Raw genomic sequence first — 16,872 nt, forward strand, 5'->3', positions numbered from 1 at the left:
CAGCGTAATGAATCTCGTGGAGTGGTAGCCGACACCGTACAGCGTCCGTCGGCGTCTCCGAGCGGTTCCTCGGGCCTTCGACACGCCCGGACCGATATCGAGCAGTGAGTCAGGATAAAGTAACATACGTGACCACCAGAAGTATCAGCCAATAGTGTTCACACAACAGACGAGAGGGGTGAATTAATGGACCGGAGAGCGTTCCTGCGGACGACGGGGTTGGTAGCCGGACTGGCCAGCGTCGGCACGGTGCCGGGCAGCGCCGGTCAGCAGTCGGGTCCGCCCTCGGCAGCGTGGACGGAGACGTTCACGCTCGGCGGAACGGAGACCGCGAACACGACCGTCCCGGGGGTCGACGGCGGATTCGTCTTCGCCGGCCAGACGACCGTGGACGGCGTCCGGGACGGCTGGGCGATGAAAGTGGACGAAGGCGGCGGTGAGGTGTGGCGCCGGTCGTACGGTGGTGACGCCGAGGGGTGGATATCCGCGGCGACACCGACCGCGGACGGCTACCTCCTCGCCGGACAGACCGCGTCGCTCGGCAACGGCCAGCTGGACGCGTGGCTGTTGAAGATAGACGCCGACGGGGCCAAACAGTGGGAGCGCCCGTACGGTGACACCCGCGACGACCGCGCCTCCTCGGTCATCACCGACGGCAGTGACTTCGTCTTCGCCGGCGGGACGAACTCGGAGGGCAGCGGTGGTATCGACGCCTGGGTGATGCGGGTCGACGGCACCGGTGACGAACGCTGGAACAAGGTGTACGGCGGCCCGGGCGACGACTGGGCCTTCTCACACGTCGGCACCGACGACGGCGGCTACCTGCTGGCCGGCGAGACCGACTCCGCCGGAAGCGGCGGCCGCGACGCGTGGCTGCTCAAGACCGACAGCGACGGCGACGCGCAGTGGAACAAGGTGTACGGCGGGAGCGCCGACGACTACGCACGGGATGTCGTCACTGCACAGGACGGTGGGTACGTCTTCGTGGGCGGGACCCAGTCGGCCGGCAGCGGCGGCACCGACGGCTGGATAGTGAAGGTCTCGGCCGACGGCACACAGCAGTGGGAGACCCGCGTCGGCGGTGGTAGCGACGACCGGCTCGTGTCGCTCTGTCGTCGGGACGGCGGCTACCTGGCCGTCGGCTCGACCGCCTCGTCGGGTCGCGGGCAGCAGTCGACGTGGGCGGTTCAGTTCGACGCCGACGGCACGGAACTGTGGGCCGATACCTACGGCACCGACGACCTGGACTACGCCAACGCGGTCACGGGCAGCGACCCGCCGCTCATCGCCGGGACCACCGAGTCGGCCGGCGATAGCGACGCACGGCTCGTGCAGCTAGGGACCCGGGCCGCGCCGTCGGCCGCCTTCGTCGTCACGCCGAGTCAGCCGGAGACGGAACTGGCGACGACCTTCGACGGCGGCGGTTCGACGACGCCGAACGGCTCCATACGGGCGTACAGCTGGGACGTCGACGGCGACGACCGGTTCGAGCGGTCGGGCGAGTCGGTGACACACCGCTTCGACCAGGTCGGGACGGTGCCGGTGACACTGCGAATCGAGAGCACGGACGGTACGGCGGACACCGTCACGCGGTCGCTCGACGTCTCCGTGGCTCGGTCCGGGGCGTTGCGGCAGGCGGCGGCGAACGTCGACGGTGTCACGGTCGCGTCCATGGACCACGGGGCAACCGTCGAGTCGGCTGTCACGCGACTCAACCAGCGGGTTCGGGAGGGGCGCGTCCCGCTCGAGACGGCCGAGGAAGCGACCGAGCGGCTGTTGCTGGCCGAGCGGTTCACCGAGAGCGTCGTCGGCGGACTCGGGCCCGACACCTACGACCGGTCCAGCGCGGAGTACGACCTCGCCGGACACACGACGGAGCTGGCGCTGACGGTGCTGGTGAACATCACGATGGCCGCGCTGAGTCTGGCCGGCGGGAAGATAGGCAAGTACGTCGGCAAGAAGCTCCCGCTGGTCTCGTCGTACGTCGACGACCTGGTGACGAAGCTCGACGACGCCGTCGCCAAGCTGGCGGACTACGTCGCGAACCTGAGCGGCGCCGCCGGGCAGGCCCTGAAGAACCGAGCCGACAGCATCGCCGAGGACGCCCTGGAGACGCTCGGGCAGAAGGCCGGCGAGCGCGGCGCCACGGACGTCGTCGGCGGGTTCATCGACGAACAGGTGGCCGCGGTCAAGTCCACGGTCGCCGACAGCCTGCGCCAGGTGGTCGAGTGGGACGGCGACCCCTTCCGTCGCGGCTCCGTCGCCCACCTCGACGACGGCCTCGGGCTGGTGTACACGGACCTCGACCCGGACCGAATCGAGCGCGACGGGCTGGCCGGCTCACAGAGCGGCGCCCGGTCCGCGCTCTCGGCCGGCGTCAGCCGCGTCGACGACGAACTCCGCGTCGCCCACGCTGGCCTGCAGGCGATACAGGACACGCTCGACAACTTCGGGCTCGTCGACAACCTCGTCGACGCCGTCACCGCCATCGCGGAGGGCGACGCGACACAGGCCGTCCTGGAGGTGCTGTGGGCCATCGGCTCGCTGGTCGGTGACATCGTCTCGATGGTGTTCAACATCGTGGGCGCCGGCTACGGCGTCAAGACCATGCTCGACGTGGCCTCGGTCCACGAGGAGACGCTGACCGGCATCGCCGAGGGGAGGGCGCAACACCAGTCATGAGCGAGGCGCTGCTCGCGGAACTGGACGGCTTCGAGACGCAGTTGACCGACGGGCGGTACGGGGACGCGGAGGCGACGCTCTCGACTATCGCCGACCTGTTCGCCGAGACGGAACGGGAGACGACGCGGGTGTACGCACGGTCGCTGGCGGCCGGCCCCGTGACGGACGCGGAGGAGACGCTGGCGGCGTACAACGAGTCCGCGGCGACCATCGACCTCCAGCGGGGACAGTTCCTGTTGCAGGCGTCGTCCTTCCTCTCCGCGCCCGACGCCTTCGACCGCTCGGAACTGGTATCGGTCACCGAGAGCCTGCAGGAGGCCGAACGGACGACCACCGAACGGCGGACCGAGGCGGCCACGGCACTGGAATCGGTGACCGTCCCGGCGCGCCCGGCTATCATCGAGATAGCGGGTCGGCGACGGCTGCCCGTCGGCGAGCAGACGACGTTCGAAATCCGCGTCGAGAACGTCGGTGACGAGGAGACGCCGCCGCTGAGCCTGGCGGCCAGTGCCGGGGACACTCTGGCACTCGGGTCGACGACCCACGACATCGGCCGGCTGTCGGGGTCGAGCGGACAGACGGTCACCGTCACGGTGACCGGCTCGTCTGCCGGCGAGTCGGCCCTCTCCGTTGCTGTGACGAGCGACGGTGAGACCGCCGCCGCGGACTCGGCGACGGTGGTCGTCACCGACCAGGGGACGCCGACACCGTCCGGCGGCGACAGCGCCGTCAGCGGGCTCCCGCTGGCCGGCGCGGCCGGACTCGGTGCTCTGGGCGGCGGCGCGGCGCTGTACCGGTACCTCTCGAAAGGGAGCGAGACGGACGAGACGGAGGAGTAAACATGACTGAGGACACAGCAAGCGACAGGACGTACAGGATCGGGGCCACGCGACGGCGGTTCATCTCCACCATCGCCGCCGGTGGCGCGCTCGCGGTCGGACAGGCAGCGGCACAGAGCGACGACGACAGCGCGGGCGGTGGCAGCGCGGTCAACGTCGGCACGGGCGACACCATCGAGAACGCCGACGAGGTGACGTTCGACGAGCGGATTCCAGTCGGCGAGCTGGCCCAGCTGTTCATCGAGTTCGACACGCCGGCACACCCGGTCGTCGGCACCGACATCGAGCTGAACGCGGTCGTGCTCAACGCCGTCAGGTCCGACGGTGAGCGCGCGGCAGTCGGCTCGAACACCGACCTCACCGAGTTCGAGTGGGAGGGCGACCGCATCCTCTCCCCGCTGCTCGAACCCACCTCGTGGGTGGCGGGGAGCGCCGTCTCGCTCGACGACGAATTCTACGAGGAGCACCAACTCGTCCGTCTCGCGGGGACGGCCCAGCAGGACCAGCGTTTCTACGACCGCTACGGGACCGTTCCGACCGTGTGGGCGGTCGCCCCCGCCTCGGAGCGGGTCGAACCCGGTACCACCGTCACCGTCGTCGGGACGGTCGACTACGCCGGACGCGAGGACAGCGCCGTCGATTTCGGCGGCGGTCGTGGGGTCTACCTGAACACGAGTCGCGTCCGACGCGGTGCCGAACGGACGACTATCGATAGCTCGACGACGTCGGGCGAGCGGGCCTCGTTCCTCGGGACACAGCTCAGGAGCCGGGCGCGACTCACCACGGAGCTGGCGAATCTTGACTACAGCTACGAGACGGAGTATCCGCGGCCGGCGGGCGGCTCGGTCGTCGCCCACGAGGGAACGACGGAGGCCGTCGACTTCGGTGGCGGGGGCACCGACTCGGCCTCGATGTCGACCACGAGCCAGGACATCGTCGTCGGCGACACCCGACCTGGCCGGTGGGAGTCCGACGGAAGCGGGGATGACGAGGCCGACGGAGCGCAGTTCAGCAACACCGTCGCCGTCCTCGACAAGTCCGGCAGCATGGGGGACCGCGACACCGTCTCGGGCGACCAGCGTATCACCGTCGCCAAACAGAGCGCCCGCTCGCTCGTCGACTTCGTCGGGAACAACAACCAGCTCGGCGTCGTCGCCTTCGACGGCAACGCACGGACCGTCTCGCGGCTCCAGCCGCTCACCGACGACAACCGCGACGCGATAAAGAACGACGTCGACGACCTGTCGTCGTACGGGAACACCTCTATCAGCGCGGGCCTCCGCGAGGCGCTGGGGATGCTCCGCCAGACTGACGGCTCGAAGTCGATTATCCTGCTGTCCGACGGGGAGTCGAGCTTCCCCACGCAGGTCCTCTCGGAGCTGAAGTCCCTCGGTGTCACCATCTACACCATCGGGATGGGGTCGTCGGCCGACGAGCAGTTACTGCGCCGGCTGGCGAACGAGACCGGCGGGCAGACGGCCTTCAGGCCACAGCCGGGCCAGATTCGCCAGGTGTTCCAGTCGTTCTCGATATCCGCACAGAACCGGTCGAAGCTCACGTCGAAGCGGGCCGAACTCACGGAGGGTGACACCGTCTCGGGCAGCGCGACGGTCGACGGGAGCTGTGACGAGGTGCAGTTCTCGCTCACGTACCCGGGCAGTCGGATAACGCTCCAGCCGGAGACGCCGGACGGGGAACTGCTGTCCGAATCCGACTCGGTCAGCCGGCGGGTCGGCGAGACGAGCGAGATATGGACCGTCGAGTCGCCACAGACCGGCGACTGGTCCTTTACCATGACCGGGGAGCAACTCGACCGCCCGGAGATGGCCACGACGGAGGTCAGCGCGGACTCGCCCATCGACGCCGAACTGTTCGTCAACGACTTCCACTACGAGCAGACGGGGATGTACCGCGTCGAACTGAAGGCGACCAACGGGTCCGAACGCTACACCGGCGCCCAGGTCACACTGCAGGCACAGAACGGCGAGACGACCGAGGAGATCGACCTCCGCGACGACCGCGGCGGCCCGGACCCGGTCGGAGACGACGGCATCTATACGGGGTATTTCCACCCCAAAGAGACTGGCGAGTACCGGTTCACCGCCCAGATTAGCGGCGGGAACGTCGGCGAGCTGCAGCGGGACTTCACGCGCCAGTTGACCGTCGACGAGGTGGTCGACCCGATACGGCCCTACGAGGAACGCGAGCCGATACAGCCCACGGAGACCCCAGAGCAGGTAGAGTCGTCGGTGGGACTGTTCGGTCTGCTCGAGCAGTACGGCCCGGTCGGGGGCGTGGCGCTCGCGGCGGTGGTGCTCATCGGGGCCCTCGCGCGGCGGTTCGGCGGCGGGTCGGCGGACGACCCCGACGAAGGGGCCGAGGAAGGCACGGACGGCGACCCGCCCGAGGAGTAGCTCCCGGTCGGGCCGCCGTTCGCGCGCGCAGCGACGCCACCGGAAACGGGCGTCCGGACCGGACAACGGCGGCGACGTGCGGAACCCACTTGTCCGTCCGGGCCAACCTCCACTCAGACGATGGACCCGCGCGAACGACTCGCCGCAACCGACCCGGAGTTCGACGCGGCGTCGGTCGCTATCGACGACGCGGACGTGCTCGAACGGCTCGCGCCGGTGGTCGCACAGTGGTGGGTCGAGCAGTTCGGCGAGTTCGTCCCCGGTAACGGCGGCTTTTTCACGCCGCCACAGAAGGCAGCGATTCCGCACATCCACGAGGGCACGAACGCCCTCGTCTGTGCGCCCACGGGCTCGGGCAAGACGCTTGCCTCCTTCACCGCCATCATCAACGAGCTGTTCGGGAAGGCCCGCGAAGACAGCCTCGAAAACAGCGTCTACTGCCTCTACGTCTCGCCGCTGAAGTCGCTGGCCAACGACATCCACCGCAACCTGACAGTTCCCCTCGACGGCATCAGCGGGAAACTGGACGAGCGGGGCGAGGACGTCGAGATTCGCCACGCCATCCGCCACGGCGACACCAGCAGCGCCGACCGCCAGGCGATGCTTGAGACGACGCCCCACATTCTGAACACGACCCCGGAGACGCTCGCGATACTGCTCAACTCGCCGAAGTTCCGGAAGAAACTGGAGACCGTGGAGTACGTGGTCGTCGACGAGATTCACAGTTTGGCGGAGAACAAACGGGGCACCCACCTCTCCGTGTCGCTGGAGCGTCTGGAGGCGATGGCCGCGGCGTCACCGACGCGAATCGGTTGCTCGGCGACGGTCGAACCCCTGGAGACCGTCGCGGAGTTCCTGGTCGGCCGCGAGGAACCGGGCGGCGACCCCAGGCCCTGCGAAATCGTCGACACCCGCTTCGTCCGCGACCTCGACGTCGAACTGTCCTGCCCGACCGACGACCTCATCGACACGCCCAGCGGCGTCGTCACCGACCGGTTCTATCGGCAACTGCACCAGCACGTCCGGGACCACACGAACACTCTGGTCTTTACGAACACCCGCTCGGGCGCCGAGCGGGTCCTGCAGAACCTCCGGGAGCGCTACGACGACTACGACGAGGACAACTCCGGCTGTCACCACGGCTCGCTCTCGAAGGAGAAACGCCACGAGATAGAGGCGAAACTGAAGGCGGGTGACCTGGACGTGGTGACGACCTCGACGAGTCTGGAACTGGGTATCGACATGCCCTACATCGACCTCGTCGTCCAGGTCGGCTCGCCCAAGTCCGTCGCCGCCCTGCTCCAGCGGGTGGGTCGAGCGGGCCACCAGCTCGGCGAGACCGTCGAGGGCCGCGTCATCGCGCTCGACCGCGACGAGCTAATCGAGTGTGCGGTGATGCTCGGGAAGGCGACCGACGGCTTCGTCGACCGGGTGTTCATCCCCGAGAACGCCCAGGACGTGGCGACACAGCACGTCTACGGGATGGCTATCAACGAAGTGCGCCCCGAGGCCGAAGTCAGGGGCATCCTCGAACGGGCCTACCCGTACCGGAACTACGCCGACGGGGACTGGGAACAGCTCTGTCGGTACCTCACGGCCGACTACGACGGGATGGAGGACAAGAACGTCTACGCGAAGATATGGCGCGACGAGAACGACCCCACCGACGGCGAGTACCACTACGAGGAGTACGACGTGGGCGAACCGCTTATCGGCAAGCGCGGCCGCCTCGCGCGGGTCATCTACATGACCAACATCGGGACGATTCCGGACTCCTTTACCTGCGATGTCATCACCCGCAGCGGCGAGGAGTGGGTCGGTCAACTCGACGAGGGCTACCTCGACAAACTGGAGAAGGGCGACGTCTTCGTGCTTGGCGGCAGTAACTACGAGTACCGGTACCGACGCGGGTCGAAGGTGTACGTCGACCCGACAGCCGCCCGGCCGAACGTCCCCTCGTGGTTCTCCGAGCGGTTGCCACTCTCCTATGACCTCGGGCGGGAACTGCTCGGGTTCCAGCGTGACCTGCTCGACAAACTGGAAGCCGGCGGGCTCTCGGAGGTCCGCAACTGGCTCAGGACCTTCCCGCTGGACGAGAACTCCGTACGCGCCATCGCGCGGATGTTCCGCGAGCAGGTCGCCTACGCCGGGGCCGAGTCCGTCGCCACCGACGAACGCCTGGTAATCGAGGAGGCGATGGAGCACGACGAGTACGAGCGCCACTACCACGTCCACGCCAACTACGGCCGGCGGTTCAACGACGGCTTCTCACGTCTGCTGGCCTACCGGATTGCCCAGGCCGCCAACGCCAACGTCCAGGTCGCCGTCGCCGACAACGGCTTCACACTCTCGATGCCGCTCAACCGGAAGGTGGACATCGAGCGCATCGTCCGCGATGTCGACCCCGGAGACGTCCGCGGGGACCTCAGGGCCGCCCTCGACGGCACCGACCTGCTCCAGCGGTACTTCCGCATCAACGCCACCCGTTCGCTGATGATACTCAAACGCTACAAGGGGTACGAGAAGTCGGCCAGCGAGCAACAGGTCTCGGCGGAGATGCTGCTGGGCTTTGCCGAGGACCTGGGCGACTTCGCCGTCGTCGAGGAGACTTACCGCGAGATTCTGCATGACAAACTCAACGTCGGTGCCATCGAGGACGTGCTCACGGATATCGACCGGGGGACCCTGGACGTGACGACGATTCGCGTCGACTCCCCGTCGCCCCGGGCCTTCGGCCTCGCCACGCTGCTTGCCAGCGACGTGGTGCTCGCCGAGGACGAGTCCGCGGTGCTCGCGGAGTTCCATCGCCGCGTCATGGAGGAGATAGCGGGCGACGACGGCGCGGCGGTGGACTGAGAACGCCCTCGAAAGGGGTCGGGTTAGGACCGTCTGCTGCGCGAAATCAGGGGGCGAGACGACTGGCCGTGCTGACCGACTCAGTTCATCGAGTCGCCATCGCTCGTCGTCTCGGTGCCCATGGAATCGCCGTCCTCCATCGAGCCGCCGCTCATCGAGTCGTGCGGGGTCACCGTCACGCGGATGGCGTCGCTCGCGTCGGGGTAGCTGTAGCCGTCGTTCACCTCGCTCAGCCGGCGAACGACGCCGCCCTCGTCGTCGCCCTGCGTCGGGCTGTCCTGTGCGGGCGCCTGGTCCGGCCCCTGGCCGGGCTGGCCGTTGGGTTCCGTCCCGGCGTCCCAGAGGTCGACGCCGTCGGTCACGTCGCCTTCGACCGGTTCGCCGTCCTGGGGCCAGAGCGTGATGCCGTCGGGACCCGGCGCGAAGAACAGGTCGTTGGAGGGGACGAACATGCTCGCGAAGGAGAGGTTCTGGCCGGGCCGGACCTGCACGTCGAACTCGAACGCGCCGCCGGGCGCGATGGGCGGCGCGCCGGGCACCTCGCCCATCGGGTCGTTCGGGTCGACAACCGTGTTATCCGGGGTGTAGGCGCCCGAGTGGGCGACACTGCTGTCCATGTCATCTCCCATGCCGTTACCGCTCGTCTCGGCCAACTCGTCGACGAGTCCCGGTTCGCCCTCGAAGCCGGTCGGCGGTCCGGCCTCGGCCAGCGCCTCCAGCCCGATAGAAGCCGACTCCCCTTCGGTGTAGATGGGGTTGCCCCCAGAGTGGACCGCGTAGGCCCCCGGCGTGATCCAGATTGCGCCGCCGGTGTGGCTATCGCTCTCGTAGAACTCTGCCGGTGCGACGTTCTCGATGCGGACGGTGACGGTCCTCGCGTCCATACCGCCGCCCGTCGAATCGGTCTCGGTCGTCTGTTCGCCCATCGTTCCCGCTTCGGTCGTGTCTTCGGCGACGGACGGCGTTGTGCCCCCGCTGTCCCCGCTACAGCCGGCGAGCGCGAGTGCGGCCGCGGTGCCCGTCGCGGCGAGGAACGTCCGTCGAGTCGAACTGTCTGACATTGCGGTTGGGCCGACGAAGAGATGTTGAATAGGGATTTTTCAACATTCGGGCTGACTCTCTTCCAAATTCCCCCGGATTCTCTCCGGGTTGTGTCCCCGACGCGCAACCGCGGTCCGTGCGATTAATCCGACTCTCGGCCCACGGACCGGTATGGAGTCGCTGCACCCGCGAGTCAGGTTGCTCTGGGCCGGTCGGACCGCCTTCTCCGGCCTGGTCCTTCTCGCCCTCGTCGCCGTCGTGGACCGGCTGTTCCTCTCCTTGCCGCTCCCGGTCGCCGTCGCCGGCTGGGTCGCGCTCGTCGCTCTCGGTGCGGGCCACGCCGTCCTGGCCCACCGCATCTGGCGGTTCGACCTGCAGGACGACGCGCTCTTTCTCGTCCGGGGCGTGGTGACGCGAACCGACACCTCCGTCCCGTACGTCAGAGTCCAGCACGTCGACACGACACGGGGGCCCGTAGAGCGGACCGCCGGACTCGCAAGTGTCGTGGTCTACACCGCCGGCTCCCGCGGCGCGGACATCACGATACCGGGGCTCCGTCCCGAGCGGGCGACCGAACTGCGCGAGCGCCTGCGTGACCTCGCCGGCGAGAGCGAGGCCACGGACGCGGTATGAGACGGCTCCACCCCCTCAGCGGCGCGGTGAGCGTCGGTCGCGCCGTCCTGCAGGGCACCGTCTTCGGCGTCATCGCCGGCTCCACGCTTGCCGGGGTTCTCGGCCTCCCGGCCGCGGCCGTCCCGCTCCTCATCCTGGCGCTGGCGCTCGCAATCGGTGGCTTCGCGCTGGCGCGGTACTACCGGTTCACCTACGCAATCGACGGCGACACGCTGCGGGTCGAATCGGGCGTCATCGCCAGGCAGTCACGCGAGATTCCGCTGGGGCGAATCCAGAACGTCGACGTCACACAGGGCGTCCTGAACCGGCTGCTCGGGCTCGCCGTCGTGGAGTTCGAGACAGCCGGCGGCGCGACCACGGAGGCGACCCTCGACGCCGTCGACGAGGCCGAGGCCGAGCGACTTCGGGGGGTCGTCCAGCGCTACGGCGAGACCCCCGAGGAGTCAGCGGAGCCCGACACCGTGACGGCCGAGGACGGGACCGAACCGTCGACCAGTCCAGCCGCCGAACCGGCCGCCCGGCCTGACACCGAGGAGCTGTTTACTTTCACGACCCGCGACCTGCTGACCTACGCCGTCGTCTCGGTGCGACCCGCCGCGCCGGTGTTGCTGCTAATCGGCCTCCCCCTGGGTATCGACGCCCTGCTGACGGTCGTCCGGTTCAATCTGGGTCTGGTCGGCGGCCCGCGGACGGTGTCGCTGACAGTCCTCGAAGCGTTCGGGCCGCCGCGGCTGGTCGCGCTCGTCCTGCTCACGGCCCTGCAGTTCCTGGTGGCCGCCCTGCTCCTGAGCGTCGTCCTGACGGTCGTCGAGTACTACGACTTCCGACTCGTCCGAGAGGGCGACGACCTGCGATACGAGCGGGGCTTGCTGCGCCGGTACAGCGGTACCATCCCGCTGTCGAAGGTCCAGACCGTCTCCGTGCGCGAGAACGTCGCCATGCGCCGGTTCGGCTTCGCCACCCTCGCCGTCGAGACCGCGGGCTACAGCGGCGCCAACGGTGACACCGGACAGGGCGTCGCTATCCCGATGGCCCCGCGGTCGGTGGTGTACGACCTGGCGCGAGACATCGAACCGTTCGGCGACCTGGAGTTCGAGCGGGCGCCGACGCGCGCCCGTCGCCGGTACGGTGCCCGCTTTGCCATCGTCGCGGGGGCCGTGACCGCCGTCGGCTACGCCGTCGATACCGTCCTGCTCGGCACTGGCTACTGGTGGCTCCTCCTCGGGCTGTTCGTCCTCGTCCCGCCCGCTGCGCACCTCCGGTGGCGACACCGTGGCGTTGCCCTCGACGAGGACGTGTTCGCGACGCGGACGGGGTTCTGGCGACAGACCACGCGCGTCGTCCCGTACTACCGGGTCCAGACTGTGTTCGTCGGTCGGTCGCCGTTCCAGCGACGACGCGACCTCGCGACGGTGACGGCCGACACCGCCTCGACGAGCAGTCTCCTCGGCGGGGACGCCAGGGCCTACGACGTGGACGACGACCGGGCCGCACAGCTCCGGGACACGCTCCGCGAGCGGCTGTACACCGACCTGCTGGCGAGAAAGCGCGACCGCGACGCGTGAGGGGCGCGCCGCCGAAGCGACCCTGCTACCGCGCCCACTCGACCATCCGTCCGTAGACGGGGTCGGTCCCGAGCGCGTCGGCGTCGCCGACCAGGACGAGCGCCTTCTTGGCCCGCGTCAGCGCGACGTTGATGCGCCGGTAGTCCTCGAAGATGGGGCCCTCCAGCGCGCCGGTGGCGACGAACGAGACCACGATAACCTCCTTGCTCGACCCCTGGAAGCGGTCGACGGTGTCGACGGCTACGTCGGGCAAGCGGCGGTTCAGTTCGGCGACCTGCGCCCGGAACGGCGCGATGACGCCGATGTCGTCGGCCGGGACGCCGGCCTCGCGGTAGGCACCGACCACCTCCGCGACCGCGTCGGCCTCGGCGGGGTTGGTGTTGCCGGTCTGAGAGCCGTCCGGGTCGACGAAGCTCACGCCGTCTCGCAGATGTTCGGGCAGTTCCCCCATCGAGACGCCGCCGAGGTCGTCGATGCGCTGGGCGGCCACCGCGCCGGTCGCCGGGCGCAACTGGCCGTCGTAGAACTCCCGCGAGGCGAAGGCCTGGATGCGCTGGGCCATCCGGTACTGCCGGTCGAGCATGACGCCGGCGTCGGGATGGGCGTCGATGAGCCGCTCGAACAGCGACCGCGTCAGGGTCTCGTCGTCGGACTGGACGACCGGCGGGAGCTGCTGGTGGTCCCCGACGAGGACGAACCGGTCGGACAGCGTCGTCGCCGCGAGCGTCCCCGGCTCGGTCAACTGCCCGGCCTCGTCGACGACGGCGACGTCGAACGACTGGCTCTGCATCGCGGTCCCGCCACAGGTCGCGGTCGTCGCGGCGACGACCTGTGCCGTCCCCAGCGTCCCCGCACACGCATCGGGGTCGCCGGACTGTTCGAGTCGGTATTTCTGCATGTCCTCGCGGACGCCGCTCTCCGTGCCGACGCGGACGATGTCGGTGTAGCCCTGGTCTTCGAGGGCTTCGATGGCGTTGTCGACGGCCCGGTTCGTGAACGCGGAGAGCAACACTCGGTCGCCCCGTGCTACCAGCGCCCGCACCATCCGGGCGAGCGTGTAGGTCTTCCCGGTTCCGGGGGGGCCGTGGACGAGCGCGAAGTCCTCGGCGCCGACGGCCAGTCGGCAGGCCTCGTTCTGTGACTCGTTGTTGTCGATGAACGTCTCCGACACCTCGGTGAACGCCGGTTCCCGTCGGCCAAAGAGCACGTCCTTGCGCTCTGGCGGTTGCGTGAGCAGAGCGTCGTGGAGCGCGTTCTGGAGTCGGTCGGTCGTTATCTCCGAGGGGTAGACGTCGAGCCGTCGGAGGTCCAGCGGTTCGTCGGTCGTGACGACGATTTCACCCTCGCTCAAGCGCCGGACCCGACCCAGTTCGGCGTCGCCGGTGACGGGGTCACCGTCGCTCGCCATCACGTAGTCACCCTCGCGAATCTTCGAGACGGCACCGGTTCCCTCGGCGCGGAGTTCCCACTGGCCGTCGTCGAGTTCGGTCCGGCCTATCGGCTCTAAGTTCACCAGCGCGCGGTCGTCATCGGCCCGCTCCTCGGGGGTCTGCTCCCAGAGCTTGGCGTACTCGCGGTGGACCGCGCGGCGCTCGGCCTCGATGGCGCGGTAGAACCGCTCGAAGTACTCGCGTTCCTCGTCGGGGATGGCGACGCCGACCTGTCCGGCCTTGGACTCCTGGTCCAGTCGGCCGGAGACGGCCATGCAGGTGTCCTGCTCGAAGCAGTACTCGCACTTCGCGTTGGCCTCGTATCCCGTCGGCACGCCGGTGTCGTGTTCCATCGCCGCGATGGCGTTGCGGGTCCGGACGACGTACTTCAGCAGTCCCGAGCCGATTGAGAACTCCTTGGCCGGCGAGAGGTCGCCGCTCTCCTCGGTGCGCTCGACGGCGGCGTTCTTCGTATAGAGGAGCGTCCCGGTGTCGGGCGCCGCGTCGATAGGGGTCTGCGTGGCGCCGCCGTCGCCGGCCATCACCGCGCCGGCCGAAAGCGAGTTCGCTTCCCGCTCGCCGAGCATCAACGCGTACGCTGTCGCCTGAATCTTGTCCTGGAAGCGGGGCTCGCGCTTGGTGTTCTTCCCCGTCTTGAGTTCGACGGGCATCCCTCGGCGGACGGCGTCGGCCCGCCCTTTCATCCCGTAGCGCTCGGAGATGAGCGTCATCTCTGAGCGCCACTGGTCAGACTCGGTGAGCGTCCCCTGGTTCAGCCACCCTTCGATAGCCTTCGCGTGGTCGCGGACGTCGCCGGCCACTTCGTCGGCGGTCCGGCCCAGGAGGCCGATGTCCAGCCCGGCCTGTTCGACCTGCTCGTCGATGGCCGTCTCCACGTCTCGCCCACGCAAGAGGTCCCCGAACACCTCGTGGACGACGGTCCCCTTCACGAGCGGATAGGCGAGTTCCGCGCCGTCGAGCTTCCGGAGGTAGTACATCCGCGGGCACTGCACCCACGCCCGAACGTCGGTCACGTCCACCAGGAAGTCGGGCTCGACGACGACGGTCGAGTCGCCGCCGACCGAGTACTGCGTCTCGCCCTGGTACTCGCGCTCGTCGGGGTCGTAGACGGCCAGTTCCATCCCGGGGTCGAGGTAGTCGGCCGTCTCGGTCCACTTCCCCCACAGCGTCACGGTCGTCGGCTCGCCGGCGCCGCGGTCGGGCCGGACAGTCACCTCACAGAGTTCACTCTCGCCGTACTGCGTGTTGACGGTCTTTGGCGCCTCGACGTCGACGACGACACCGCGCAATTGCACGGCGCAGGCAACGGCCGGGGCGGGAAAAACGCTGTCGGTCAGTCACGCCCCGCGCCACCGTCACCGCTCGCGTGGCCCTCGTACAGCCGGGCCATCCGGTCGAAGAACAGGCCCATCAGCCCCACCGAGGCCGCCGTCCCGACGGCGGTTCGGCGCCCCCGCCGTCGACTCGCGGCCCGAAACGTGGCGAACTGGACGAGCGCGCCCAGGGCCAGCAGGGCGAGCGTCCACGGTTCGGAGCCGAGCCCCCGGTCCAGCCAGACCTGCTCACCGCGGACGACGCGGGTCGCCCACGCATCGTCGGTCGCCGGCGGCGAGACACGTAGGCTCAGGAGTACCGACACGACCACGGCAGCCGCCAGGCCCCGGCTCCGTCGGTACACTGCGAGCACCACGACCGGGTAGGTGGCGACCAGGAGCCAGACGCTTCGCGGGCTGGCGTGGCGCTCCCAGAAGAGCCGCTGTGGGACCGTCCCGTCGCCGCGTTCGTTCACGTGTCACCGTCGTGGGCGTACGCCCGGAGCGTCTCCAGGGACACGTCTTCGAGGACGGCCTCGCTCGTGGCGTCGAGGACGACCGGCGGGGCGGCCCCCGCCTCGTGGGCCTCTATCCAGCGTGGCACACAGACACACCAGTGGTCGCCGGGTTCCAGTCCGGGGAACGACAGGTCGGGCCGAGGGGTGACGAGGTCGTTGCCCTGTGCTTTGCTGTACTGCAGAAAGTCGTCGGTCATCACCGCACAGATTTCGTGGCGGCCGGGGTCCCGCTGGAGCGGGTAGCAGTAGCCGTCGCGCATGAAGCCCGTCGTCGGGTCCATCGAGCAGCCGGCGAGTTCCCCGCCGAGGACGTTGGCTTCGCTCTCCATACCCTGCCATGTCGGGCGGCGACGCAAAACCGTTTGGCTGGGCGGCTACTCGTCGTGCCGGTCGGCTGGCGAGGCCGAGTCCCCGTCGGCACTGGGTCGGCCGACGCCCGGCGTGCTCGCATCGCCCTCGCCGCTCGGTCGGTCGCCGAGGGCGTCTCCGCCGCTCGACTCCGGAGCTATCGTGTCGCTCCCGCCCTCTCTGGCCGACGCGGCGTCGTCCGGGACCGACGGCGCGTCCGGCGAGACGCCGGGCACGTCCACGCCGTCCAGAGCGGACCGGACGACGTCGTCGGGGTCGACGCTCTCCACCGTCGCCTCCGTCGTCAGGATGAGCCGGTGGCTCATCGTCGCTCGGGCCATCCGCTTTACGTCTTCTGGCGTCGCGTACTCGCGGCCGTCGATGACGGCGCTGGCCCGGGCCGCCTCGAACACCCGCTGGACGCCGCGGGGCGAGACGCCGATTTCGGTGCGGTCGTCCTCCCTCGTCGCCCGTGCGAGGTCGACGATGTAACGCCGGACCGTCTCGTCGACGCGGACCTCTTCGGCCAGGTCCTGCAGTTCGAGCACCGTCTCGGGCGTGACCACGGGGTCGACGCTCGGGGCGAGCGTGCGTCGGTTGTCGCGCATCTCGAGCAGTTCCATCTCGCCGTCGACCTCGGGATACCCCATCGCGGTCTTGACGCTGAAGCGGTCCCGCTGAGCTTCGGGCAGGCGGAAGGTGCCCTCCTGCTCGACCGGGTTCTGGGTGGCGATGACGACGAACGGTTCGGGCAGGTCGTGGGTGGTGCCGTCGACGCTGACCTGGCGCTCCTCCATCGACTCCAGGAGTGCGGCCTGCGTCTTGGGCGGCGCGCGGTTTATCTCGTCGGCGAGCGCGACGTTGGTGAAGACGGGTCCCTCGGCGAACTCGAAGCGCCCCTCGTGTTCGTTGTAGATGTTCGACCCGGTCACGTCCGCGGGCAGGAGGTCGGGCGTGAACTGGATGCGCGTGAACGTCAGCCCGAGCGACTCCGCGAGGACGCGGGCCAGTACGGTCTTGCCGGTGCCCGGGACGTCCTCGACGAGGACGTGGCCCCGCGCGATGATGCCCGCGAGCGCCTCGTAGAGGACGCGCCGCTCGACGACGACGGCCTCCTCGACGCGGCCGACGATGTCCCGACAGCGGTCGGCGGCCGCGTCGGGCGTGAGGGGTTGCTCGCTCATACCCCACCTCTCGGCGCCGCCCGCCAAG

General features: G+C 69.1%; 11 protein-coding genes. 6 read left to right on the plus strand and 5 right to left on the minus strand.

Features of this window, described 5'->3' with window-relative positions; all coding sequences use genetic code 11:
• The first annotated feature begins 186 nt into the window (after positions 1–186).
• From NDI86_RS13855 to NDI86_RS13870, 4 genes are all read left to right on the plus strand, one after another.
• Entirely contained in the window at positions 187–2,682 is a 2,496-nt protein-coding gene (locus NDI86_RS13855; protein WP_310901031.1) for a PKD domain-containing protein, read from the plus strand.
• Positions 2,679–3,521: a CARDB domain-containing protein gene (locus NDI86_RS13860; protein WP_310901032.1), complete on the plus strand. Its 843-nt coding sequence runs from the start codon at positions 2,679–2,681 to the stop codon at positions 3,519–3,521. Before NDI86_RS13855 ends, NDI86_RS13860 begins: the two co-directional genes overlap by 4 nt.
• Positions 3,522–3,523: 2 nt before the next feature.
• A complete protein-coding gene (locus NDI86_RS13865; protein WP_310901033.1) occupies positions 3,524–5,935 on the plus strand; it encodes a VWA domain-containing protein in 2,412 nt (803 codons plus the stop codon).
• 120 nt (positions 5,936–6,055) lie between these two features.
• Positions 6,056–8,791: an ATP-dependent helicase gene (locus tag NDI86_RS13870; protein ID WP_310901034.1), complete on the plus strand. Its 2,736-nt coding sequence runs from the start codon at positions 6,056–6,058 to the stop codon at positions 8,789–8,791.
• 80 nt (positions 8,792–8,871) lie between these two features.
• On the opposite strand, the gene NDI86_RS13875 is transcribed toward NDI86_RS13870, so the two are convergent.
• Entirely contained in the window at positions 8,872–9,852 is a 981-nt protein-coding gene (locus tag NDI86_RS13875; RefSeq protein ID WP_310901035.1) for a spondin domain-containing protein, read from the minus strand.
• A 151-nt stretch (positions 9,853–10,003) separates the two neighbouring features.
• Here NDI86_RS13875 and NDI86_RS13880 point away from each other — a divergent pair, with 151 nt between their 5' ends.
• Entirely contained in the window at positions 10,004–10,465 is a 462-nt protein-coding gene (locus tag NDI86_RS13880; protein ID WP_310901036.1) for a PH domain-containing protein, read from the plus strand.
• On the plus strand, positions 10,462–12,030 hold the full coding sequence (locus tag NDI86_RS13885) for a PH domain-containing protein (protein ID WP_310901037.1): 1,569 nt from the start codon (positions 10,462–10,464) through the stop codon (positions 12,028–12,030). The genes NDI86_RS13880 and NDI86_RS13885 overlap by 4 nt, the downstream gene beginning before the upstream one ends.
• A gap of 25 nt (positions 12,031–12,055) precedes the next feature.
• On the opposite strand, the gene NDI86_RS13890 is transcribed toward NDI86_RS13885, so the two are convergent.
• Genes NDI86_RS13890 through NDI86_RS13905 form a run of 4 tightly spaced genes read right to left on the minus strand, consistent with a single transcriptional unit; the run spans position 12,056 to position 16,844 of the window.
• Positions 12,056–14,776, minus strand: coding sequence for an AAA domain-containing protein (locus NDI86_RS13890; protein ID WP_310901038.1), 2,721 nt, complete (start codon positions 14,774–14,776; stop codon positions 12,056–12,058).
• Positions 14,777–14,814: 38 nt separating this feature from the next.
• Positions 14,815–15,270, minus strand: coding sequence for a DUF6653 family protein (locus NDI86_RS13895; RefSeq protein WP_310901039.1), 456 nt, complete (start codon positions 15,268–15,270; stop codon positions 14,815–14,817).
• Positions 15,267–15,641, minus strand: coding sequence for a DUF2237 family protein (locus NDI86_RS13900; RefSeq protein WP_310901040.1), 375 nt, complete (start codon positions 15,639–15,641; stop codon positions 15,267–15,269). The genes NDI86_RS13895 and NDI86_RS13900 overlap by 4 nt, the downstream gene beginning before the upstream one ends.
• A gap of 45 nt (positions 15,642–15,686) precedes the next feature.
• Positions 15,687–16,844 (minus strand): AAA family ATPase, encoded by a 1,158-nt coding sequence (locus tag NDI86_RS13905; protein ID WP_310901041.1) that lies wholly within the window; start codon positions 16,842–16,844, stop codon positions 15,687–15,689.
• Positions 16,845–16,872 lie beyond the last annotated feature (28 nt).

It is taken from the genome of Haloarcula onubensis, from assembly GCF_031624605.1.
In the GTDB taxonomy this organism is placed as follows: Archaea; Halobacteriota; Halobacteria; order Halobacteriales; family Haloarculaceae; genus Haloarcula; species Haloarcula onubensis.